Source organism: Flavobacterium sp. CFBP9031 (assembly GCF_034044945.1).
Classification (GTDB): domain Bacteria; phylum Bacteroidota; class Bacteroidia; order Flavobacteriales; family Flavobacteriaceae; genus Flavobacterium.
Window position 1 is genome coordinate 218,838 of record NZ_JAXCWF010000003.1, and the last position, 23,622, is coordinate 242,459.

Below are 23,622 nucleotides of genomic sequence, written 5' to 3' on the forward strand. Positions count from 1 at the left end.
AAATTTAAAAGTAAGAAAAATATTAAAAAAAATCTTTCTAATCCTTTTAATCTGTGGCAAAAAAAATTAATTCATGTTACTCAAACCGACTGCTTCACCTTTTAAAGTTCCGCTAGTACAGCTTGTGATTTTTACGTTTACGAAATCTCCAATCTTATAATTCTCCTTTGGAAAAACTACTGTGATGCTTTGAGAGTTTCTTCCTGAGAATTCTTCTTTGGATTTTTTAGAAACTTTTTCGACTAAAACTTCAACTGTTTTTCCAACAAATTCTTCGCTTCTAAACCAAGCATGTTTTTGTTGTAAATCAACGATTTCTTGTAATCTTCTTGCTTTAGTTTCTTCCTCCACATCATCTTTCATTTTTCTCCCTGCCAAAGTTCCAGGGCGCTCAGAATACGAATACATATAACCGAAATTATATTTTACATATTCCATCAAGCTCATTGTATCTTGGTGGTCTTCTTCAGTTTCTGTTGGGAAACCAGCAATCATATCTTGCGAAATCGAAGCATCAGGAATAATTGCCTTAATTTTATCAATCAAAGCCATATATTCTTCACGAGAATGCAGACGATTCATTTCTTTTAAAATTCTATTACTTCCAGATTGAACCGGTAAGTGAATATGTTTACAGATGTTTGGATATTTCGCAATAACATGCAGAATGCTTTCGTGCATATCCTGCGGATTAGAAGTCGAAAATCGAATACGCATTTTTGGAAAACCAACAGCAACCATTTCTAGCAATTGATCAAAATCAACCGCAGTTGCTTTCTGCATTTCAGAAGCGTTTACGAAATCCTTTTTCAAACCACCGCCATACCAAAGGTAGCTGTCAACGTTTTGGCCTAAAAGAGTAACTTCTTTATAGCCTTTGTTCCATAAATCCTGAATTTCAGCCATAATACTCTGTGGTTCACGACTGCGTTCGCGTCCGCGTGTAAAAGGCACAACACAGAACGTACACATATTATCGCATCCACGAGTAATCGAAACCAAAGCTGTAATTCCGTTACTCATTAAACGTACGGGTGAAATATCTCCATACGTTTCTTCTTTTGATAAAATTACATTAATGGCATCACGTCCTTCTTCAACTTCAGCCAATAAATTCGGAAGATCTTTATAAGCATCTGGACCAACAACTAAGTCAACGATTTTTTCTTCTTCTAGAAATTGGCTTTTCAAACGCTCCGCCATACAGCCCAAAACGCCTACCTTCATTTTTGGATTCGTGCGTTTTACTGCATTGTATTTCTCTAAACGCTTGCGAATAGTCTGTTCTGCTTTATCTCTAATAGAGCAAGTGTTCACCAAAACCAAATCGGCCTCTTCTAGAACAGAAGTAGTGTTATAACCTCCGTCAGACAAGATGGAAGCTACGACTTCACTGTCCGAAAAATTCATCGCACAACCGTAACTTTCTATAAATAGTTTTTTAGTATTCTCAGGTTTATTTTCCAAAACAAGACTTTCGCCCTGTTTGCTTTCTTCAATAATCTTTTCCATTGTAAAAATTCAAAGTGCAAAGATAGGGTAATTGAATCTAATATGACAAGATGTCAGATAAAGAATTAACAATGTTTTGAGAAATGTTGATTAATAGTATTTTACATTTCTCTTTTACGTTTTTACAATATTTTAGGAGCTATTTCCAGCTTTCCACTTCAAGTCCTCATAAAAAAAGCAAAGTTTCTAATGTTATAAAAAGAGCTTCCTTTGGTCGCTTTTTTAAAACAAGAAACTTTTGCTTTTTTTTACTCCGGGCTTTCCGTTGCAATCTGGGCTAGGAAATTCGATTTCAAAAGAAAACTTAACTAAAGTAAGTTGCAAATTAAATCGTAGATTTTAAGAAATGTTTTTTACAATTTAAAATTTTAGCTCTGAAATCTAAAATTAAAAGGGATTTCTTGGTTAAAAATCACTAAAAGTTATACCTATATATATTATCGAGATTATTACAGATAAATCTGCAATTTTAAGTTTCATAATATCAAAATACCTCAAAAATGCATTCGTAAGGTTAATATTTAAAAAAAATAAATACTTTTGTTGCAGAAAAATAGAGCAATGGCAAAGAATTTAGTAATAGTGGAGTCACCTGCAAAGGCGAAAACGATCGAGAAATTTCTTGGGAGTGATTTTCAGGTGGAGTCAAGTTATGGACACATAGCGGACTTACCATCAAAGGAAATAGGAGTAGATGTAGAAAATGGTTTTAAACCTAAATATGAAGTTTCTCCGGATAAAAAAGCCTTGGTAACGAAGCTGAAGTCACTTTCTAAAAATGCCGAAACGGTTTGGTTAGCATCCGATGAGGACCGCGAGGGAGAGGCTATTTCATGGCACTTGGCGGAAGAATTAAAGCTAGATACAAAAAAAACCAAACGAATTGTTTTTCACGAGATTACAAAATCTGCGATTCTTAAGGCAATCGACAATCCAAGAGAAATTGATTATAATTTAGTAAACGCGCAACAGGCACGTCGTGTTTTAGATCGTTTAGTAGGTTATGAATTATCTCCGGTTTTATGGAGAAAAATCAAAGGTGGACTTTCAGCAGGTCGTGTACAGTCAGTTTCTGTACGTTTGATTGTGGAAAGAGAACGCGAAATTCAAAACTTTAATGCAGTTGCAACGTACTCAATTGTTGCAGAATTTGTAAACGAAGCAGGAAAAGCTTTCAAAGCAAAACTTCCAAAAAACTTCAATACTAAAAAAGAAGCCGAAGATTTCTTAAATCAAAACATCGGTTCTAAATATAAGGTAGCCGATTTAGAAACTAAACCTACCAAAAAATCTCCAACAGCGCCTTTTACAACCTCTACATTGCAGCAAGAAGCAGCAAGAAAATTGTACTTGCCAGTTGGAATTACCATGCAATTAGCACAGCGTCTATACGAAGCGGGACTTATTACTTATATGAGAACCGACTCGGTAAACCTTTCTAAAGAAGCAATGGATGCTGCACAAGCAGAAATTATCAAATCTTACGGAAAAGAATTCTCTAAACCGAGAGTTTTTGCTAATAAAAGTAAAGGAGCACAAGAAGCGCACGAAGCAATTCGTCCGACTGATATGTCTCGTCACACCGTAAATATTGACCGTGACCAAGCTCGCTTATACGATTTGATCTGGAAAAGAACTTTGGCTTCGCAAATGAGCGACGCACAATTGGAAAGAACAAACGTAAAAATCGAAGCAGATAATCACAGCGAAATTTTTACAGCTTCTGGAGAAGTATTGCTTTTTGAAGGTTTCTTAAAGGTGTACTTAGAAGGTCATGATGATGATGAGGAAGAGCAAGAAGGAATGCTTCCGGCTTTAAAAGTAAACGAAAAACTGGCGAATAACTATATTACAGCCACAGAACGATATTCAAGACCACCTGCACGTTACACTGAGGCATCTTTGGTTAAAAAATTAGAGGAGCTTGGAATTGGTCGTCCATCTACATACGCACCAACTATTTCGACAATTATCAATAGAAATTACGTTGAAAAAGGAACTCTTGAGGGTGTAGAACGTAATTATACACAACTTACTTTGCAAAACAGTAAAGTAGGAGAGAAGCTTCTGAAAGAAAATACAGGTTCTGATAAAGGAAAATTGGTTCCAACAGATATCGGAACTATTGTTACAGATTTCTTAGTGAAGAATTTCGGAAACATTCTAGATTATAATTTCACTGCAAAAGTTGAGCAAGATTTTGACGAAATCGCCGAAGGAAATATTGACTGGGCAAAAATGATGCAGGATTTCTACAACAAATTCCACCCAAATGTAAAAGAAGTTGAAGCAAATGCTGAACGCGAAAGTGGTGAAAGAATTCTAGGAAAAGATGCAGACGGAAGACAAGTTTCTGTTCGTTTAGGAAAATTTGGGCCAATGGCTCAAATTGGAGAAGCAGACGATGAAGATAAAAAGTTTGCTAGCTTAATGGCAGATCAGAATATTGGAAATATAACATTAGAAGAAGCTTTGAATTTGTTCTTGCTTCCAAAAAGTTTAGGTGAATATAAAGGAGAAGAAGTGGAAGTGAGCAATGGCCGTTACGGTCCTTACGTTCGTCACGGAAGCGTTTTTATTTCACTGCCTAGAGGAGAAGATCCGCTAAGTGTTTCTAAAGAAAGAGCTCAGGAATTAATTGACGAAAAAGCACTTGCTGATGCTCCAATTGCAGTTTATAAAGGAGAAGCTGTTCAAAAAGGAGTGGGACGTTTTGGACCATTCATTAAATGGAACGGACTTTTTGTAAACGTAAGTAAGAAATACAATTTTGATAATCTTTCTCAAGCTGATGTTGAAGAGTTGATCGAAGATAAACTTCAGAAAAACATTGATAAGGTTATCCATAATTGGGAAGAAGAAGGAATTGTAGTAGAAAAAGCCCGTTGGGGACGCTCTGTGATTCTGAAAGGAAAAATCAAAATTGAATTAAGTAAAGATGTTGATGCAACGAAATTAACATTGGCTCAAGTTCAAGAAATGATCGCGGCAAAAACACCAGCAAAGAAAACTGCTGCTAAAAAAACAACAACGGCTAAAAAAGCTCCAGCTAAAAAAACAGCTGCTAAAAAGAAATAAGTATAAATGGAATTTGATTTTCTAGAACCAGTTAATGACGCAATTGTAAAATTCGTCGGCGCACTGTCTTCACAAGAGCTTGGAAGCAAAGTTGTCTTTCATACCCAAGATCAGTTTCCTGATATTGCACAGATTAATATTGCTATAATTGGTGTTTTAGAAGACCGTACAAATATCAATATGATTAACGAAGTTAATCTTTCTGCTGTACGTAAAAAGCTTTACGGAATGTTTCCTGGCAACTGGGATGCTTCAATTGCAGACCTTGGAGATATACTTGCAGGCGATTCTGTAGAGGATACTTATTATGCATTAAAGAAGGTTACGGCTACATTAATTAAGAATAAAGTCATTCCTATAGTCCTGGGAGGTTCTCAGGATTTGACCTATGCTTTGTATCGTGCTTACGATGATTTAGAGCAAATGGTAAATTTGGTTGCAGTTGATAATAGATTTGATTTTGGTAAGGAAAATGAATCAGTTTCGGCTAATTCGTACTTGACGAAAATTATTATTGATGAACCAAATAACCTTTTCAATTACTGTAATATAGGGTATCAAACCTATTATAATTCGCAAGAAGAAATTGATCTAATCGAAAAGTTATTCTTTGATGCATATAGATTGGGCGAAATTTCAAACAAAATCACTTTGGCTGAGCCAGTTTTTAGAGATGCAGACTTGGTTAGTATTGATTTGAATTCTGTAAAGTCTTCTGCTTCAGCAAACATGGTTACTTTTGAGCCAAACGGATTTAATGGAAAAGAAATTTGTGCTTTAGCAAGATATGCTGGTATTAGTGATAAAGTTTCTTCATTTGGAATATTTAATCATAACAGTACAACGGCGGAGTCGGCTATTATTGCTCAGATTGTTTGGTATTTTATTGAAGGCTATCACTATCGCTCAAAAGAATATCCATTTGGAAGCCGAGCTAATTATTTAAAGTATATAGTTCCGTTGGATGATGAAGAATTGATATTCTATAAAAGTGACAAGACAGATCGTTGGTGGATAGAAATTCCATTTGAATCAAACGGCAACAATAAATTGAAAAGAAATACGTTATTACCCTGTTCTTACGACGAATATTTGTCGGCTTGCAATCAAGAATTGCCAGAAAGATGGTGGAAAGCGCAACGAAAAAACGCTTTGTAGTTCGAAAATTTAAGCGAAATCTTAAATTTTTAAAACTTGTTTAAAATAGTTAAAATTAATTAGTAAGAAAATACGTGTAATATATAAAAATTAACGTTTTACATCGATTTTTTAGAACAGTTTATCGATAAAATATTTTTTTTTTATTTTATTTAACATTATTTTTGAACGGTAAAATAAATTCGCAAGTAGTATTGTTTTTTAGATAAATAATAAATACGTTTACGGACTTTTAATAATGAATAGATAATCCCAAATTTATATGAAGAAGTTTATTGCATTTGCAGCAATGTTAACACTAGTAATCGGCTGTGGTAAGTCAGGTGACAAAGGTGAATTAGTTGGTGTTACAGGAGGGAAATGGCATCCCGAGAAGCCTTATGGAATGACATTAGTTCCGGGCGGATCTTTTATTATGGGTAAATCAGATGCTGATTTAGCTAACGTAGAAGATGCTCCAACTAAAACTGTAACCGTGCGTTCATTCTATATGGATGAAACAGAAATTACAAATAGTGAATATCGTCAATTCGTAGAATGGGTGAAAGATTCTACAATGAGAGTTCGTTTAGCAATCTTAGCAGATGAAACTGGACAGAAAGCTACTGATGGAAAAGGTAAAAAAGGCGGAAGCATTGCTGATTACGCTTTTAATGATTCTGATCCAGAAAAAATGACAGCTTATGATAAATATATGTATGACAACTACTATAGTGTTGGTACTAAGGATGATCCATATGCTGGAAGAAAATTAAACAGAAAAGTTAAGTTAATTAAAGATACAAAAGCATATCCAGATGAGTATTACGCTGAAGTAATGGATTCTATGTATTTGCCAATTGAAGAATCATACAATGGTTTAAGAACAATTGATGTAAATAAGTTGAAATTCCGTTATTCTTGGATGGATATTCAAGCTGCTGCAAAAGCTAAAGTTGGAAAAAGAAGTGATTTCGTAAAAACAGAACAGGTAAATGTTTATCCTGATACTGCAGTTTGGATCAAAGATTTCGCTTACTCATATAATGAGCCAATGCACAACGATTATTTCTGGCACAAAGCTTATGGAGATTATCCTGTAGTTGGTGTTACTTGGAAGCAAGCTAAAGCATTCTGTGCTTGGAGAACTTTAAACAAAAACAGTTATATTAAATCTAAGAAAAAAGGACGTGATCTTGTAAACTCTTTCAGATTACCAACTGAGGCAGAGTGGGAATACGCTGCTAGAGGAGGTCTGGAATCTGCTACTTACCCTTGGGGAGGTCCTTATACTAAAAGTGATAGAGGTTGTTTCTTAGCAAACTTTAAACCAAGTAGAGGAGATTATGCTGCTGATGAAGCTTTATATACAGTAGAAGCAAAATCATATGACGTAAATGGTTATGGATTATACAATATGGCAGGAAACGTTTCAGAGTGGACAGATTCAGCTTACAATCCAAACGCATACGAATATGTTTCTACAATGAATCCAAACGTAATTGATGGTAAAAATCAAAGAAAAGTTGTTCGTGGAGGTTCTTGGAAAGACGTTGCTTATTTCCTACAGGTAAGTACTCGTGACCACGAATATGCTGATTCTGCTAGAAGTTATATCGGATTCAGAACTGTACAAGATTACATGGGTACTCAAGTTACAGGAAACAGAAAAAAGTAATTTTATAATTTTATCAATATCCAACAAATCTATTTTAAACCTAAAAAAAAAGTATTATGGCATTATTAAGTAAAAAAGCAATGAATTTCGCTTATGGTATGGGAGCGGCAGTGGTAATCGTTGGAGCGTTATTCAAAATTACTCACTTTGAGATTGGACCATTAACAGGTACAGTTATGCTTTCAGTAGGATTAGTTACTGAGGCGTTAATTTTTGCGCTTTCTGCTTTCGAACCAGTTGAAGAAGAACTAGATTGGACTCTAGTTTACCCAGAATTAGCTAATGGACAAGCAAGAGAGAAAAAAGCTAAACCTGAATCTGCAACTGATGCTCAAGGATTATTATCTCAAAAATTAGACACATTATTAAAAGAAGCTAAAATTGACGGTGAATTAATGTCAAGTTTAGGAAACAGCATCAAAAATTTCGAATCTGCTGCTAAAGGAATTGCTCCAACTGTAGATTCAATCGCTGGACAAAAGAAATATTCTGATGAATTAACTTTGGCTGCTACTCAAATGGAATCATTAAACGGTTTGTACAAAGTACAATTGGAAAGTGCTTCTAGAAATGCTGAGGCTAACAAAGAAATTGCTGAAAACGCTACAAAATTAAAAGAACAAATGGCTTCTATGACAGCAAACATTGCTTCTTTAAACAGTGTTTACGGTGGTATGCTTTCTGCAATGAGTAACAAAGGATAATTAGTTTTTAACTAAATATTAAATTTATTAATAAGAACTAATTAAAGAAAAATGGCAGGAGGAAAATTAACCCCTAGACAGAAGATGATTAACCTGATGTACCTGGTTTTCATCGCAATGTTAGCAATGAACGTATCAAAAGAAGTAATTTCTGCTTTTGGTTTGATGAATGAAAAATTCGAAGGTGCAAACACTAGTTCTATAGAGTCAAACGCTGGTTTATTAAGCTCTTTAGATCAAAAAGCTGCTGAAGCAAAAGGAGAATTTGCTATTGCTGCAGTAACAGCTCACAAAGTTGAAACAATTACAAAAGATTTTTATGATTATATAGCTACTCTAAAAGCTCAGGCAGTTAAAGGTTTCGAAGTTGATAAAGCAACAGGAAAAATGCCTTACGAGTCTATGGATAGAGGAGATAATATCGACGACTGGTTTACAGGAGACGGTTACACTAAAAAAGGTAACGAAATTATATCTAAAATCGAAAAATATAAAGCTGATATTAAAGCGGCTTTAGGAACAGACAAAAAATACGCGTCAATTATTTCTGAGGTTGAAAAGAAATTCGATGTTTCTGATGTTAAAAACAAAGAAGGGATTAAAGAAAAATACTTAGCGTACCACTTTAAAGGATTCCCTGCAATTGCTACAGCTGCAAAACTTTCAGCTTGGCAGAATGACGTTAAAAAAGTTGAAACAGACGTTTACAACAGTGCTTTAGGTAAAGCTGCAGTTGCAGCTGCTTCTTACAGCAACTACCAAGCAATCGTTGTTTTAGATAAAAATGCTTATTTCCAAGGAGAAAAAGTTACAGGTAAAGTTGTTTTGGGTCGTTATGATGAAAATACTACACCAACTTCTTTTCAAGGTCCAGGACAAATTGTGAACGGACAAGCTGTTATCTCTTTAACTGCAGGTGGAGTTGGAGAACAAGACATCAACGGACAATTTACTTTCTTAGAGGATGGAAAAAATATTCCTTTAAAATTCTCTGGAAAATATGTTGTAGTTCCAAGACCAAACGCTGCTACAATTTCTGCAGACAAAATGAACGTAGTATATAGAGGAGTTGTTAACCCAATCTCTGTATCTTTTGCTGGTGTTGATGCAAACAAAATTGTTGCAAGTGCTCCAGGTTTAGCTTCTGCTGGAAAACCAGGAAAATATAACATGAGCCCAGGTCAAGGTACTGAAACTACAATTTCTGTAACAGGTACTTTACCAAACGGTGACAAAGTAACTGATAAGAAAACATTCAGAATTAAAGGTATTCCTGGTCCAACAGGAACAATTAGAGGTGAGATGGGAGTTGTTAAAGGTCCTAAATCTAACTTAGAGATTGCTACTATTGGAGCTAAACTTCTTGATTTTGATTTTGAAGTTGGTTTAGATGTTGTTGGATTCAATATGAAAATTGCTGGACAACCTACAGTTGTTGTTACAGGAAACAAAATGAATGCACAATGTAAACAAGTACTTTCAAGAGCAGGTAAAGGAGACCAAGTTACTATTTCTGAAATTAAAACTAAACTTGTTGGAGCTGGTAGTTATTTATTACCAAGAACTGCTCCTGTAATTTACGAAATACAATAATAAAGTAGTGTAAGCTACATTCAATATCTTATAACGATACCACGATGAAAGTAAGAAATTTTTTAATAGCTATTGTTTCTATCGCTGGAGGTTTTGCTTCTAATGCGCAATCTAATTTGCTAAACGCTAAAACTCCTGCTCAGATTGGACTTAAAACTCCTGCTCAATTAATATCTGATAATGATAAGCCATTGGCTTATGGTTATGTAGATGATAGAGATATCTTGATGGGAAAAACAACATGGGAGATCATTGATTTAAATGAAAAAATCAACTTTCCATTATATTTTCCAGTAGATACAGCTAATATTGGTCCTAACAGACGTTCTCTTTATGACGTTTTAACTAAAGCTATTAAAGGTGGAAAAGTTACTGAAGTTTATACTGACAGTTATTTCAATACTAAAAAATCTATGAAGGACATCGAGGGCTCATTATCTCGTATTGATACAACAGATGCAGGTAGAGAGTTAATTAACCAATATCCAGATGACTATAAATCACGTGTTGTGAAGAAAAAAGTTGTTTCAGGTAAAGGTAAAAATAAATCAGTTTCTTATGTTGAAGAGACAGTTGGGCCAACAAGAACTGTTCCTGCTGAATATATCTTAAAACAAGATCTTACTGCTGCAGATGTTACTCAGTATAAAATTAAAGGATACTGGTATTTTGATAAACGTCAAAGTGAATTAAAATATCGTTTACTAGGAATTTGTCCTGTAACTCCAGACGTTTATACAATGAATAGTGATGAAAAGGATTATATTGAATTGTTTTGGGTATTCTTCCCAAATGCCAGAGAAGCATTGCATGAAGCAAAAGCTTTCAATGACAACAACTCAGCTCTTCCAATTTCATTCGATCAGATTTTAAATTCAAGACGTTTTAATGCTGTTGTTTACAAAGAAGAAAATCTTTATGGAGACAGAGCAATTAGCGATTATATGAAAGACAACGCACAAAATCAGTTGTTGGAATCTGAAAGAGTGAAAGAAAAAATTCGCAACTTCGAACAAGATATGTGGAACTATTAAGTTGATACATAGCATGATAATTAAAAAACTCTTACTACCTTTGTAGTAAGAGTTTTTTTTTATGTCAATATGTTAATATAGCTGCCTAATGTAGGTAAGATATATTATTTTATATTTATGTAAGAAAAATAACAATATTTATGATAAAATTTCGTTTAATGTCTTGTAAAAATTATCATGATGAAAGTAAGAAATTTATTAATCGCTATTGTTACTGTTCTTGGAGGCATATCTTCTAATGCTCAGTCTAATTTACTTAATGCCAAAACTGCTGATCAGATAGGGTATAAGACACCCGCTCAAATGATATCTGATAATGATAAACCTCTAGCGTATGGTTATGTTGATGATCGAGATGTTTTGATGGGAAAGATGGTTTGGGAAATTATAGATTTAAATGAAAAGATAAATTTTCCGTTATATTTTCCGGTTGATACGGCCAATATTGGTCCAGATAGACGTTCGCTTTATGATATTCTAACCAAAGCAATGAGAAACGGTAAAATAACAGAAGTTTATACAGACAGTTATTTTAATACAAAAAAGACTTTAAAAGACATTCAAGGATCTTTGTCTCGTGTTGATACAACAGATGCGGGTAGAGAACTTATTAATCAATATCCTGATGATTATAGAACGCGTGTTGTTAAGAAGAAAGTGGTTACAGGTTCTGGAAAAAATAAGAAAGTCAATTATGTAGACCAAACGGTAGGACCAACTAGAACAGTTCCGGCCGAATATATTTTGAAGCAAGATCTTACGGCGGCTGATGTAAGTCAATATAAAATTAAAGGATTTTGGTATTTTGATAAGAGGGAAAGTGCATTAAAATATCGCCTTCTGGGAATTTGCCCAGTAACGCCCGATGTTTATACTATGAATAGTGATGAAAAAGATTATATTGAGCTATTCTGGGTTTTCTTTCCCAATGCCCGAGAAGTACTGCATGAAGGAAAAGCTTTTAATGAACAGAATTCCGCCTTGCCGATTTCCTTTGATCAGATTTTAAATTCAAGACATTTTAATGCTGTGATATATAAAGAAGAAAACGTCTATGGCGATCGTGAGATTAAAGATTATATTAGAGATAATGCACAAAGCCAATTGCTAGAATCTGAAAGAGTAAAAGAGAAGATTCGTAATTTTGAAGAAGATATGTGGAATTACTAAGTTCATAAACTCATAATAAGAAAAACTCTTGCTACCTTTGTAGTTAGAGTTTTTTTTATTTTATCTATACACTTCACAATGCTTGATTATTTAATCGTCGGATCTGGATTGGCTGGAATTTCTTTTGCCGAAATCGCCTTAAAAAACAATAAATCTATTTTAGTTGTTGATGACAAATCTCAGAATTCTTCGAGAATTGCTGGAGGTTTGTACAATCCCGTTATTCTGAAGCGTTTTAGTGAAGTCTGGAACGCCAAAGAGCATTTGGTTTTAATGAATGAGTTTTACCAACAGGTTGAAGACAAACTGAACGAGAAATTTAATTTTAAAATGCCAATTCTTAGAAAGTTTTTTTCAATTGAAGAACAGAATAATTGGTTTGCAGCTTCAGATAAAATAAACTTGGCTCCTTTTTTATCAACGAAACTAATTACTAAGAAGTATCAAGGTATTGATTCTCCTTATGATTATGGAGAAGTTCTACATACAGGCTATGTTAAAACTGGACAACTATTAGAAAGCTATAAAACCTACTTAAAGGAAAATAATTTGCTTCTTGAAGAATCTTTCCATAGTTCTTTCTTGGAAATTCTTGATTTAGGAATTCAGTATAAAAATATTAAAGCACGCCATATCATTTTTGCAGAGGGTTTTGGATTGCATAAAAACCCTTATTTTAATTATCTCCCTTTGGATGGAACAAAAGGGGAACTGTTTTTAATAAAAGCGCCAGATTTGAAATTGGATTTAATTGTTAATACCAGTGTTTTTATTTTACCAGTAGGAGGCAATTTGTTTAAAGTTGGAGCTACCTACAATTGGCATGACAAAACAGATCTTCCTACCGAAGAAGGGAAACAAGAGCTTTTAGATCGCATTAAAGAAATTATTACCTGCGATTTTGAAATTGTAAAACATTTTGCTGGAGTTAGACCAACAGTTGCCGACAGAAGACCTTTGGTAGGTACTCATGAAGCATACGAATCGATTCATCTTCTTAACGGATTAGGGACACGTGGTGTAATGCTCGGACCGGCTTTAGCGAAAATGTTGTATGATAATATTGAAAGCGGAACTCCAATAGATAAAGAAGCAGATATAAAACGCTTCCATAAAAGATATTTAAAATCTCTTATTCCTGACCGGCCTTAGGATCGTACGAAACAAACATATTAATGTATAAGTTTCTTGAAAGACGAAGTACAAAAGGAAACAATGCAACTAATGTCAAGATAATTGCAATAAAGGCTTGTTCGATTGTGGCTCCAAAAAAGACAAATGAAACAATAAAAGCAGCAATTCCTACCGCAACATTTAATCCGTAACTAACGTACATTGCGCCATAAAAAAAAGAAGGTTCAATTTGGTATTTGAATCCGCAATGGCTGCAATGCTCGTTCATTTTGAGAACCTTACTCAAATGAAGCGGATTTTTGTCTTCATACATGCTTTCTTTTTGGCATTTTGGACAACTTCCTGTTATAATGCTATTTAATTTGGAACCTCTTTTAAACATTTTAATGCTGATGTAATTTTAGAAATATTGTAAACTAAGAATTAATCTTTATAAAAGTGCTTACAATTTCAATTTTGAGTTTTTAGAATAAAATGTAAATATAGCAATAATGTTTGTTTTTTGCTCGGTCTTGTATTCTCATTAGTTTAAGATAAATCTTTGTCGTAATTTTTTGTTGGTAAATAATTTATTATGTAAAAATTAAATCAACGCAATTTTAATAGAATTGTGCTTTAATTTGTTGATAATTTTTTTGCTTTTACGGTTTTCCTCATTATTAATGGTCTTCTTTTTCGTATTATTGTGCAAGTTAATTTTTTTAATATAAAATAGAATAATGGCAATAAATTTACAAAAAGGACAAAAAATTGATATAGGCCTCTCTAATATTACTGTTGGTTTAGGATGGGATCCAAATGAAGGAACTGGCCATGATTTTGATTTAGATGCTTCAGCCATTATGATTAATGCTGATAGAAAACTTTTAGGTGAAAGCTATTTTGTTTTTTATAATAATTTATCATCTCCAGATGGAGCTTTATTGCATACAGGTGATGATCCAACTGGAGGAAATAGTGATGGAGACGATGATGAAGCGATAAAGGTAGATTTAGCTAAAATTAACGATGCAATAGAAGAAATCCTTTTTGTAGTTACAATTGAAGATTTTGAGCGCAGAAAGCAAAACTTTGGACAGGTCCGAAATTCTTATATTAGAATTGTTGACGATTCAAATGGTCAGGAGATTGCTAAATATGAATTAGGAGAAGATTTTTCTATTGAAACAGGTGTTGAATTCGGAAGATTATATAAGAGAAATGGTAACTGGAGATTTGAGGCTTCAGGAATTGGCTACAGAGCTGATTTAGGTTTCTTCTTAGAGAAATATTATTCGGGAGAAATAATTAAATAAAGGAGATTCTTGAAAATAAATCATAAAAATTACAGCCATCTTTCTTTTGATTTATGGCTGACATTAATAAAATCAAATCCAGAATTTAAACAAAAAAGGAATCTGTTATTTAAGGACTTTTTTGAAATGGAGCATGGAATTGAAAGGGTAAATGAAGTCGTAAGATACTACGATGTTTTATGCAATAATATTAACGAAAAAACAGGATTAAATATTGATACGTACGAAATTTATTATTTAATTTTAGCGGCTTTAAATGTTGATTTTGATAAAAATGGTACAGATCGCTTAAAGGAGTTTTACAGCCATACAGAAGAACTATTTTTAAAGTATAAGCCAGTTTTAATTTATTCTGATATCGAAAAGATGTTTAAAGAAGTAACTAATCAAGGTAAATCGATAAATATTTTGAGTAATACAGCATTTATTAAAGGAAAGGTTTTAAGAAAAATATTAGAACATTATGATCTGGCTGAATATTTAAAATTTCAGATATATTCTGATGAAGTCGGATTTTCAAAACCAAACACTGAAATTTTTAAATTGGTATTTGATGAAGTTAATAAATATAAAAAAATAGAAAAAAAGGATGTTTTACATATTGGCGATAATAGTATTGCTGATTATAATGGAGCATTAAAATTTGGTTTTGATGCACATCTATTAAAAATATAAAAGTGAATATAAGCTATAGTTTACATAAAATTGTTGAAGAAGAAATCTGTCCTTTTAAAGAGACAGAATACAGCAGATTTAAATTTGGAGATAAGTTTTTTGCAGAGAAATTTGCAGAAGATCTTTTTGACGGATTTGTTGCTCAACATAAAGATTTAATTTTATCAAATAGAGACATTGTTATTTTACCAAGTCCTTATTTATCTATTCCAACTGCATCCAACTTTTTGTGCTATTATTTTAAAAAAGAACTAAACAGCTATTTGTTTAAAAATGGGAAAAAAGCTTGTATTGAATCTAAAATTTATAGAAATCAAACTTACGTAACAGATTACGGAAATTTAGATTTTGAACAGAGAGTAAAATTAATATCGAATGATACGTATTACATCGATCGTAATTTTATTGAGGGCAAACTATGCATTTTTGTAGACGATATTAAAATAACAGGTAGCCACGAGCATACAGTAAATAAAATTTTGGATCAGCATAATGTGAAAGGAGATTTTCTATTTGTTTACTACGCAGAATTGACTAATAAAGAGATTCATCCGAAAATAGAAAATCATTACAATTATTTTGCGGTTAAAAACGTAGAAGACATTGTCTCTATTGTAAATAGTGAAGATTTTCAATACAATACGAGAATCGTAAAATATATATTAAGCCTGGATGACAAACAATTTGCTTATTTAATTTCTAATATTTCTAGAAAGAAAAGTAACGAATTATTTCATCTTGCAATTAGTAATAATTATCACCAGATTTTAGAATATCAAAACAATATTAACGTAATAAAAATAGATTAGATTATGGCTATTAATTTACAGAAAGGACAAAGAGAAAATATTAATGCACCAAAATTTACAATTGGTCTAGGATGGGATACAAACAACAGTAGTACAGGTTCTAGTTTCGATCTTGATGCTTCGGCTTTTATTGTTGGTGCTAACGGAAAAATATTATCCGATTCTCATTTTATCTTTTACAATAATCTAAAAGCTCCAGACGAATCTGTTATTCACACAGGGGATAATTTAACAGGAGATGGAGACGGTGATGATGAGCAAATTAAAATAGATTTAACTAAAATAAATCCCGCTGTAAAAGAAGTTTGTATCGTGGTTACAATTCATGATGCTCAAGAAAGAAGACAGAATTTTGGACAAGTGCGTAATTCATTCATTCGTATTGTAGATGATTCTAACAATACAGAAATGGTTAAATATGAATTGGAAGAAGATTTCTCTATCGAAACTGCAGTTGAATTTGGAAGAATTTACAATAAAGATGGGCAGTGGAAATTTGAAGCAATGGGTGTTGGAATGAAAGGCGGATTGGAAGATTATTTAAATAAATATAACTAAGATATGGCAATTAATTTAGAAAAAGGACAACGTATTAATCTTGAAAAAAGTAATGGCTCAAAACTAGTAAACATCTGTGTAGGTGTGAATTGGGGAGCAATCGAGAAAAAAGGTTTTTTTGGCACAAAAAAAGAAGCAGTAGATCTAGATGCTAGCTGTGCTGTTTATGACGACAAGAAAAATCATATTGATTCGGTAAACTTTAGAAAATTAATTTCTAATGATCGTGCAATTAAACACAGTGGAGATGATTTAACGGGAGATTTAAATGGTGACGACGGATTGGATAATGAAGTTATCACTTTAGATTTTTCTCAGTTAACGCCTTCTGCAAGTCATGTTGCGTTTTTTATAAACAGTTTTAGAGGTCAGGATTTTAAAGATATTCCTTTCGCATCTATCAGAATATACGAAGGGACTCCAACTAGAGTAACTCAAGAATTTGCGCGTTACGATGTTGCAAATGATGCTTCATTTGCCGGTAACGTATCCATGATTTTAGGTGTTTTTTATAAAAGAAACGACGAATGGAAATTTAACGCAGTTGGAGTACCAACAAGCGATAAAAAATTAGAACAAACTATTGTTACAATTCAACAGAATCACTTATAAAAATCATGGAGAATCAATTAGTTACTCAGGAGAATACTGCTTTGATTGATAAAGATGGAAATGTAAATTTAGCTTCAATTACAGAAGCGGAAGTAAATAGTTATAAAAGCATTTCAAACCAATTGAATGAAAATGACGCCAATTCGATTCTGAATTATGGTGCAGAAATTCAAAATTCTATTGCTAAACAAAGTGATAATTTCTTAACGAATGTAAGAACTTATAATTCTGGCGAAGTAGGAGGTTTGATTAATGATTTATTAACTGAACTGAATTATATTGATGTAGAGCAGTTAAATCAAAGTCCATTTAAAAGATTTATATCAAAAGTTCCATTGCTTAATAAGTTTATTATTGACGTAAAAAAATTATTCCAGGAATACGACAGAATTACTGTAAATATTGATAAAATCAGTAATAAGGTAAAAGCAGGAATGATTAATTCTGTGAAAGATAACAGCGCACTTCAAACTATGTTTGATGGGAATGTGAATCTTATCAAAGAAATGGAAAAACACATTATTGCAGGACAAATTCGTTTTAAAGAATTAAACGAAGAGCTTGCTGTAATGGAAGCAAATAGCGCTCAATATCAGGATTATCAAATATCAGATAAAAGAACTTTCATCAATCGTTTAGACAAACGTCTGGCAGATATGAAGATTGTACGTTTTATCATGTTACAGTCTTTAGCGCAAATTAGAGTTGTGCAAAACAATAATACTTCTATTGCAGAAAAAGCACAGTCTATACTGACTACAACAATGCCAGTTTGGAAAAATCAGCTTACTCTTGCGGTGGCACTTCAAAGACAAAAACAAAATATAGAAGTACAAAGAAAAGTATCAGAAACAACAAATACTATTTTACAGAAAAATGCTGAAATGCTGAAACAAAATAGTATTGAAGTGGCTAAAGAAAACGAAAATACAGTCGTTTCTCTTGAAACGCTTAAGATGACAACGAAATCTTTGATTGATACTTTGACAGAAGTAAAGCAAATTCATGAGCAAGGTGCAGAAACCAGAAGACAACTTGATGCCGGTTTACAAAGTCTAGAACAAGAATTGAAAAAAGGTGTTGTAAGCTAAGATTAATAAAAATTGAATGTTTGGAAATTAAATAAATGCAGGAGGAAGAGGAAAGATATCTTGAAATAATAAAAGAGAGTAATAGAAAATTAGTGGTTTTAGAATTGTTAGCCAATTTCTTTAATCACAAGGATCTTGTTGGAGTTTTGGTACGAACAAAAATCATTCACAAACTCTTCGAAAAAAATAGAATTTTAGATATTAATAAACTGGAACTTTTTCATATTCAATATACTAACAGTTTAATTGATTTGTTTCAAAAACTAAAAAAATCAAAAGAACAGCAGTATGTTTTAATTTCAGATGAGATTTATATTAACGAAGATATTTTAGCAAAATTAAAATCGGAAATCGGGGAGACAAAGCTTGCAAAACAACTGCAGCTTCATGCTCAAAATATGTCAAGAAAGATAGAAGAACTCTATCAATTGTTTGTTACAGAAAAAGATGTTTTTTTCAATTGGAATGATTTGTTGACTTTCTCACAAAGCATTCAAGCAGAATATTATAGAGAAATTACTATTGATCAATACGAGAAGCTTTCGCAGTTTAATAAAAGTGTTTATGAAAATGCACACGCACGATTTGAAAGAAAGCTTTTAGGACGACTAAATATTTTAGATTTTAAGATCAAATTTTGTTGCGGATTAGTTTGTAATAATGAGATTATAGAAGTTTATGAATTCAGGGATTCTAATGACAAATTTGTTTTTGTTGCTAACGAAAAATCATTCTATTTCTTAAATGAAGAAGCTGTAAAAGGAATTGATCTTTCTAAAAATGATTCTTCTAAACAAATTATTATAAAAGGGCTGAAAAATAAAAATGCGGACCTAAAAAATGAACTTAGTACGATAAAAACAACACTGCCTGAAAGTGTTTTAGAAGTGCTAAATGAATATCTAGAAAAAATTTCGTCTGTCGATTTTCTGGATGAATTACAGAATGTTGATGAACAGACTAATATTTTAAAAACAATGTTGAATATTAATATTAATTAAAAATAAAATGGCAATTAACTTAGAGAAAGGACAAAGACAAAGTATCGATGCTCCAAAATTTACTGTTGGATTAGGATGGGATAGTAATTCAAGCAGCACAGGATCAAGTTTTGATTTGGATGCTTCAGTTTTTTTAGTTGGTGCAAATGGAAAAATTCCGAATGACAATCATTTTATTTATTACAATAACTTAAAATCACCTGACCAAGCAGTTACTCACGCAGGTGATAACTTAACAGGAGATGGTGACGGCGATGATGAAAAAGTATACATCGACTTATCTAAAATTTCTCCAGAAGTTCACGAAATCTGTTTTGTGGTTACCATTCACCATGCTGATACAAAAAGACAAAATTTTGGACAAATTAGAAATTCATTTATTAGAATTTTAGATCAAGCTAATGTTGAGTTAGTTAAGTATGAGCTTGACGAAGATTTTTCTATAGAAACGGCTGTCGAATTTGGTAGAATTTACAAAAGAAACGAAGAGTGGAAATTTGAAGCTGTTGGGATTGGAATGAAAGGCGGTTTACAAGATTACTTAAATAAATATAATTAATTTTAAAACATTAACTCAAATGGCAATTAACTTAACCAAAGGTCAAAAAATTGATTTAAGAAAAACTAGTGGTGAAACATTAACCAACTTCTGTGTTGGAGTAAACTGGGGAGCTATTGAAACAAAAGGCTTTTTAGGATTATCAAAAAATGTAGTGGATATTGATTTAGATTTAAGCTGTGTATTAATCGACGATCAAAACAAACTATGTGATCATTTGTATTCCCCACTTTACAGAGTAGAAGTTTTACAACAATTTGGTTTGCCAAAAGGTAAATTGATAAGTGTAGATGGTGCATTGAAGCATACCGGTGATGACCTTGCAGGTGATACAGGCGGCGACGATGGTTTGGATAATGAAATTATTACAGTTGACCTTTCTAAAGTTGATGCCAAAGTAAATCAGATATTTTTCTTTTTGAATAATGCAGGAAAAGAAGACTTTTCTCAAATTCCTTATGCAAAAATTAGAATGTATGAAGGAACTCCAACAAAAGTAGTTTCTGAATTTGCGTCGTATAATGTAGCCGCAGACCGTCAATACGTAAACAAGCGTTCTATTATTATGGGTAAATTGTACAAACGTAATGGAGAATGGAAATTCAGCGCAATTGGAGATCCAACAGACGATACTTTTTTAGGACAGACTATTCATAAAATAGTTCAATCTTACCTATAAATTGAAAACATTCATGGATTAGAGTTTCTCAGGTGATAGATCTGTTTATCAAGCTGAGAAACTTGTAATATTTTCATGCATTATTTCATTTTTAGTAGCGACTTTAAAAAGAAGCTCTAATATTTATAGCGCTTTTGAAACTTCAACCTATAATATTCCTGTATAAATCGTTATATCATGAGAAGACTGCCTGTATATTTACTTTTAGACACATCTGGTTCAATGACTGGCGAACCTATTGAAGCCGTTAAAAACGGTGTGCAAATGATGATCAGTTCGTTGCGACAAAATCCGCAAGCCATAGAAACTGCTTTTTTGAGTGTCATTACTTTTGACAGTACGGCACAGCAGATTATTCCATTAACCGATTTGGCATCTTTTCAAATGGTTGATTTAAAAGCGAGTGGAGTTACGGCTTTAGGCGATGCTTTAAAATTGACTGCACAGAAAATAGAAACTGAAGTTGCAAAAACAACCACAGAGCAAAAAGGCGATTGGAAACCATTAGTATTTATTATGACTGACGGAATTCCGACAGATAATTGGGAAAACGGTCTGGCAGAATTTAAAAAAGTAAAAACAGCTTTTACGGTTGCTTGTGCAGCGGGAGGCGGTGCAGATACCAATGTTCTAAAACAAATTACCGATACTGTAGTAAGTTTAGAAAACGCAGATAGCGCTAGTATTGGCAAGTTTTTTCAATGGGTAACAGCTTCAATTGGTGTAACTTCTACAAAAATTGAAGATTTAGGCAGAGAATTTACAAATGTAAAAGAATTACCTCCGCCACCATCTGAATTAAACATTGTGGTTTAAATTCAGTAAAAGGCGGGGTTGTACCGTCTAATTAATAGTTCACGAATTCATTGTTTTACTAGTTTTTAAAAATTATTATGAGAAGACTACCAGTATATTTTTTGCTAGACACTTCGGGTTCAATGTACGGAGAGCCAATTCAAGCTTTGAATAATGCTTTAAGTGGTATGATTAATACATTGCGTTCAGACGCGCAAGCATTAGATTCTCTTTGGATTAGTATTATAACCTACGACAGAGAAGTAAAAGAAATTGTACCCTTAACCGAATTGGTTCATTTTCAGCTTCCTGAAATAACTTGTCCGCAAAGTGGTCCAACCAATACGGGAGCAGGTTTAGATTTTGTAATTCAGAAAGTAAAAACAGAAGTTATAAAAGGATCTGCAACTTTAAAAGGCGACTGGAAACCATTATTATTTGTTTTTACAGACGGAAAACCATCAGATATTCAATTCTACAGAGAAAAAATTCAAGAAATTAAAGCCTTAAATTTTGGTGCAGTTGTAGGTTGTGCGGCCGGACATATGGCCAACGACAGTATTTTAAAGGAACTTACAGACAATGTTGTCCATTTAGATTCTGCTGATAGTTCTACTTTAAAGCAATTTTTTAAATGGGTTTCTGAAACTATCGAACAAGGAAATAAAAGCCAGGGAACAGGAGAAAGTGTAACGCTTCCGCCACCGCCAAGCGAAATAACAGTTGTGATTTAATTAAAAAAAATGCTTGATATGCTATTTACATTTTCAAAAGTGCTTATACATGTTGCCACAGCAGTGGATGAAGCTTATTATGAAGGAAAAGAAAATGAGCTTGAAAATTTAGAGCAAACTTCAGATGAGATATTAGACACCATGAATATAGATAATATCAATATGTGTTACGGGACAACAGGTATTGAAGATTTCAATATTAAAAATGTAGAGCAGATCTTAAAGCAGAATTACATTAAAAAGGATTTTATTATCCACGATGTAATTGTTAGAAAAAGTTGTGCTTATTTAAAAGTGAAACATGATATACCTTTAAATGGAGGAAATAAATGTTATGGCGCTTGTTTCTCTATAAATTATATGCAACCAAATAACGGAATAGCAGTTTACGGCTATCCAACCAAAAATACCGCAGAAAGAGAGGCTTTTAAGGAAATAGCGAGCGAGATAATCAAGGCACTTTCATAATGTATACAATTAAAATTCTTATTGAAATTCTGATTATTGCATTATTTTTTTATTCCAAATTATTGCCATATAAAGATAAGCTTCATCATCAGTTTAAATCGTATTTTGATTTTTTCAATAGTATATTTTTCCCCATATTAAATTTCCTGAAAACATTTGTAAAACCTGCTCAAGTCGGCGTTGGATTGGCAGTTGATATGACACAAATTATCCTTTTATTTATTTTTTTAATGCTATTAAAATTCCTTTAAAATGAGAAGATTACCAATATATTTTTTAATTGATATTTCAGAATCAATGGTTGGAGAACCTATTCAGCAAGTTGAAGAAGGTTTATCAACTATTATTCAGGCATTAAAAACAGATCCGCATGCTCTGGAAACGGTTTATGTTTCTATCATCGTTTTTGCAGGACAGCCAAAAACTTTAGTGCCGTTGCAGGAAATAGTGAGTTTTTATCCGCCTAGATTTCCAATTGGAAGCGGGACATCGCTTAGTAAAGGTTTAGGGCATTTAATGTATGAATTAAGAAATAATATTGTTAAAACGACTTATGAAGTAAAAGGAGATTGGAAACCAATCGTTTTTTTATTTACTGACGGAGTTCCGACAGACGATACGCAGGCAGCAATAAACGAATGGAAAAATAATTGGCAGCGAACTGCAAATTTAATTGCGGTTTCATTTGGAAACGAAACGGATACAAAATTATTAGGGCAGTTGACAGAAAACGTACTTCACTTTAAAAATACAAATGTACAATCGTACAAAGAATTTTTTAAATGGGTTACAGATTCTATTAAAACCAGCAGTATTAGCGTAGAAAATAATTCATCTGGTTTTGAATTGGCAAAATTAGATGGAGAAACGCTTTCTAAAATTGATTTGACAAAAGAAGAACCAAACAAGCAATATGTAGATGATAATTATGTGGTTTTAAGCGGAAAATGTCAAAATACTAAGAGACCATATTTGATGAAATACCGCAAAAATATTGCGCCATCTATTTATGCTGGAATCGAATTGACGTCAAAAAATTACAAATTAGTTGGCGCTTATCAAGTTGACAATAATTATTTTGAATTGGCTGATAATAGTAATTTCAATACAAAAGTAAATACAGAAGAATTGTTTGGTGCACCAACTTGTCCATGTTGCGGCAATCAAATTGCATTTGCAGTTTGTGTTTGCGAAAAAATACATTGTATTGGCGACGAGCAAATTAGTACATGCCCGTGGTGTAACAATCAAGGATCTTACGGTTATGGCGAAGGTGGTTTTGATGTAAACAGAACGCAAGGATAAT

23 protein-coding genes are annotated in these 23,622 nt (G+C 32.8%); 21 read left to right on the plus strand and 2 right to left on the minus strand.

What is annotated here, in order from left to right:
* Positions 1–66 precede the first annotated feature (66 nt).
* Entirely contained in the window at positions 67–1,512 is a 1,446-nt protein-coding gene (gene miaB, locus SOM12_RS06725) for a tRNA (N6-isopentenyl adenosine(37)-C2)-methylthiotransferase MiaB (protein ID WP_320492852.1), read from the minus strand.
* Between the two features lie 561 nt (positions 1,513–2,073).
* Here miaB and topA point away from each other — a divergent pair.
* From topA to SOM12_RS06765, 8 genes are all read left to right on the plus strand, one after another.
* Positions 2,074–4,590 (plus strand): type I DNA topoisomerase, encoded by a 2,517-nt coding sequence (gene topA / locus SOM12_RS06730; RefSeq protein WP_320492853.1) that lies wholly within the window; start codon positions 2,074–2,076, stop codon positions 4,588–4,590.
* A 6-nt stretch (positions 4,591–4,596) separates the two neighbouring features.
* The gene (locus tag SOM12_RS06735) at positions 4,597–5,748 is read left to right on the plus strand and encodes a formimidoylglutamase (RefSeq protein WP_320492854.1); all 1,152 of its coding nucleotides are present in this window, start codon (positions 4,597–4,599) and stop codon (positions 5,746–5,748) included.
* A gap of 262 nt (positions 5,749–6,010) precedes the next feature.
* Positions 6,011–7,405, plus strand: a complete 1,395-nt coding sequence (gene gldK / locus SOM12_RS06740) for a gliding motility lipoprotein GldK (RefSeq protein WP_095928630.1) — start codon at positions 6,011–6,013, stop codon at positions 7,403–7,405.
* A 56-nt stretch (positions 7,406–7,461) separates the two neighbouring features.
* Positions 7,462–8,109 (plus strand): gliding motility protein GldL, encoded by a 648-nt coding sequence (gldL, locus tag SOM12_RS06745; RefSeq protein WP_095928631.1) that lies wholly within the window; start codon positions 7,462–7,464, stop codon positions 8,107–8,109.
* Between the two features lie 51 nt (positions 8,110–8,160).
* The gene (gene gldM, locus SOM12_RS06750) at positions 8,161–9,702 is read left to right on the plus strand and encodes a gliding motility protein GldM (protein ID WP_095928632.1); all 1,542 of its coding nucleotides are present in this window, start codon (positions 8,161–8,163) and stop codon (positions 9,700–9,702) included.
* A gap of 44 nt (positions 9,703–9,746) precedes the next feature.
* Positions 9,747–10,736: a gliding motility protein GldN gene (gene gldN, locus SOM12_RS06755; RefSeq protein WP_095928633.1), complete on the plus strand. Its 990-nt coding sequence runs from the start codon at positions 9,747–9,749 to the stop codon at positions 10,734–10,736.
* Positions 10,737–10,916: 180 nt separating this feature from the next.
* Positions 10,917–11,906, plus strand: coding sequence for a gliding motility protein GldN (gene gldN / locus SOM12_RS06760; RefSeq protein ID WP_095928634.1), 990 nt, complete (start codon positions 10,917–10,919; stop codon positions 11,904–11,906).
* 78 nt (positions 11,907–11,984) lie between these two features.
* Positions 11,985–13,058, plus strand: a complete 1,074-nt coding sequence (locus SOM12_RS06765) for an NAD(P)/FAD-dependent oxidoreductase (RefSeq protein ID WP_095928635.1) — start codon at positions 11,985–11,987, stop codon at positions 13,056–13,058.
* On the opposite strand, the gene SOM12_RS06770 is transcribed toward SOM12_RS06765, so the two are convergent.
* Positions 13,039–13,422 carry a DUF983 domain-containing protein gene (locus tag SOM12_RS06770; protein ID WP_095928636.1) on the minus strand — a complete coding sequence of 128 codons (384 nt, stop codon included), beginning with the start codon at positions 13,420–13,422 and terminating at the stop codon, positions 13,039–13,041. The two genes, SOM12_RS06765 and SOM12_RS06770, sit on opposite strands and share 20 nt — an antisense overlap.
* A gap of 337 nt (positions 13,423–13,759) precedes the next feature.
* Between SOM12_RS06770 and SOM12_RS06775 the strand changes: the two genes are divergently transcribed.
* The 13 genes from SOM12_RS06775 to SOM12_RS06835 all read left to right on the plus strand — a co-directional run bounded on the left by SOM12_RS06775 (position 13,760) and on the right by SOM12_RS06835 (position 23,621).
* On the plus strand, positions 13,760–14,335 hold the full coding sequence (locus tag SOM12_RS06775; RefSeq protein WP_095928637.1) for a TerD family protein: 576 nt from the start codon (positions 13,760–13,762) through the stop codon (positions 14,333–14,335).
* A gap of 9 nt (positions 14,336–14,344) precedes the next feature.
* Positions 14,345–15,010, plus strand: a complete 666-nt coding sequence (locus tag SOM12_RS06780; RefSeq protein WP_095928638.1) for an HAD family hydrolase — start codon at positions 14,345–14,347, stop codon at positions 15,008–15,010.
* 2 nt (positions 15,011–15,012) lie between these two features.
* Entirely contained in the window at positions 15,013–15,819 is an 807-nt protein-coding gene (locus SOM12_RS06785) for a phosphoribosyltransferase family protein (RefSeq protein WP_320492855.1), read from the plus strand.
* Positions 15,820–15,822: 3 nt separating this feature from the next.
* Entirely contained in the window at positions 15,823–16,377 is a 555-nt protein-coding gene (locus SOM12_RS06790; RefSeq protein ID WP_095928640.1) for a TerD family protein, read from the plus strand.
* 3 nt (positions 16,378–16,380) lie between these two features.
* Positions 16,381–16,989, plus strand: a complete 609-nt coding sequence (locus SOM12_RS06795) for a TerD family protein (protein WP_095928641.1) — start codon at positions 16,381–16,383, stop codon at positions 16,987–16,989.
* 5 nt (positions 16,990–16,994) lie between these two features.
* On the plus strand, positions 16,995–18,080 hold the full coding sequence (locus tag SOM12_RS06800; RefSeq protein WP_095928642.1) for a toxic anion resistance protein: 1,086 nt from the start codon (positions 16,995–16,997) through the stop codon (positions 18,078–18,080).
* Positions 18,081–18,115: 35 nt separating this feature from the next.
* The gene (locus SOM12_RS06805) at positions 18,116–19,081 is read left to right on the plus strand and encodes a hypothetical protein (RefSeq protein ID WP_320492856.1); all 966 of its coding nucleotides are present in this window, start codon (positions 18,116–18,118) and stop codon (positions 19,079–19,081) included.
* Positions 19,082–19,088: 7 nt separating this feature from the next.
* The gene (locus tag SOM12_RS06810) at positions 19,089–19,640 is read left to right on the plus strand and encodes a TerD family protein (RefSeq protein WP_095928644.1); all 552 of its coding nucleotides are present in this window, start codon (positions 19,089–19,091) and stop codon (positions 19,638–19,640) included.
* 19 nt (positions 19,641–19,659) lie between these two features.
* A complete protein-coding gene (locus tag SOM12_RS06815; RefSeq protein WP_095928645.1) occupies positions 19,660–20,319 on the plus strand; it encodes a TerD family protein in 660 nt (219 codons plus the stop codon).
* Positions 20,320–20,496: 177 nt separating this feature from the next.
* A complete protein-coding gene (locus SOM12_RS06820) occupies positions 20,497–21,135 on the plus strand; it encodes a VWA domain-containing protein (protein ID WP_320492857.1) in 639 nt (212 codons plus the stop codon).
* Between the two features lie 77 nt (positions 21,136–21,212).
* On the plus strand, positions 21,213–21,848 hold the full coding sequence (locus tag SOM12_RS06825) for a vWA domain-containing protein (RefSeq protein ID WP_095928647.1): 636 nt from the start codon (positions 21,213–21,215) through the stop codon (positions 21,846–21,848).
* Between the two features lie 18 nt (positions 21,849–21,866).
* Complete coding sequence (locus SOM12_RS06830) at positions 21,867–22,316, plus strand: hypothetical protein (protein WP_141248123.1); 450 nt, start codon at positions 21,867–21,869, stop codon at positions 22,314–22,316.
* A gap of 252 nt (positions 22,317–22,568) precedes the next feature.
* The gene (locus SOM12_RS06835) at positions 22,569–23,621 is read left to right on the plus strand and encodes a TerY-C metal binding domain-containing protein (RefSeq protein WP_320492858.1); all 1,053 of its coding nucleotides are present in this window, start codon (positions 22,569–22,571) and stop codon (positions 23,619–23,621) included.
* The last annotated feature ends 1 nt before the right edge of the window (position 23,622 follow it).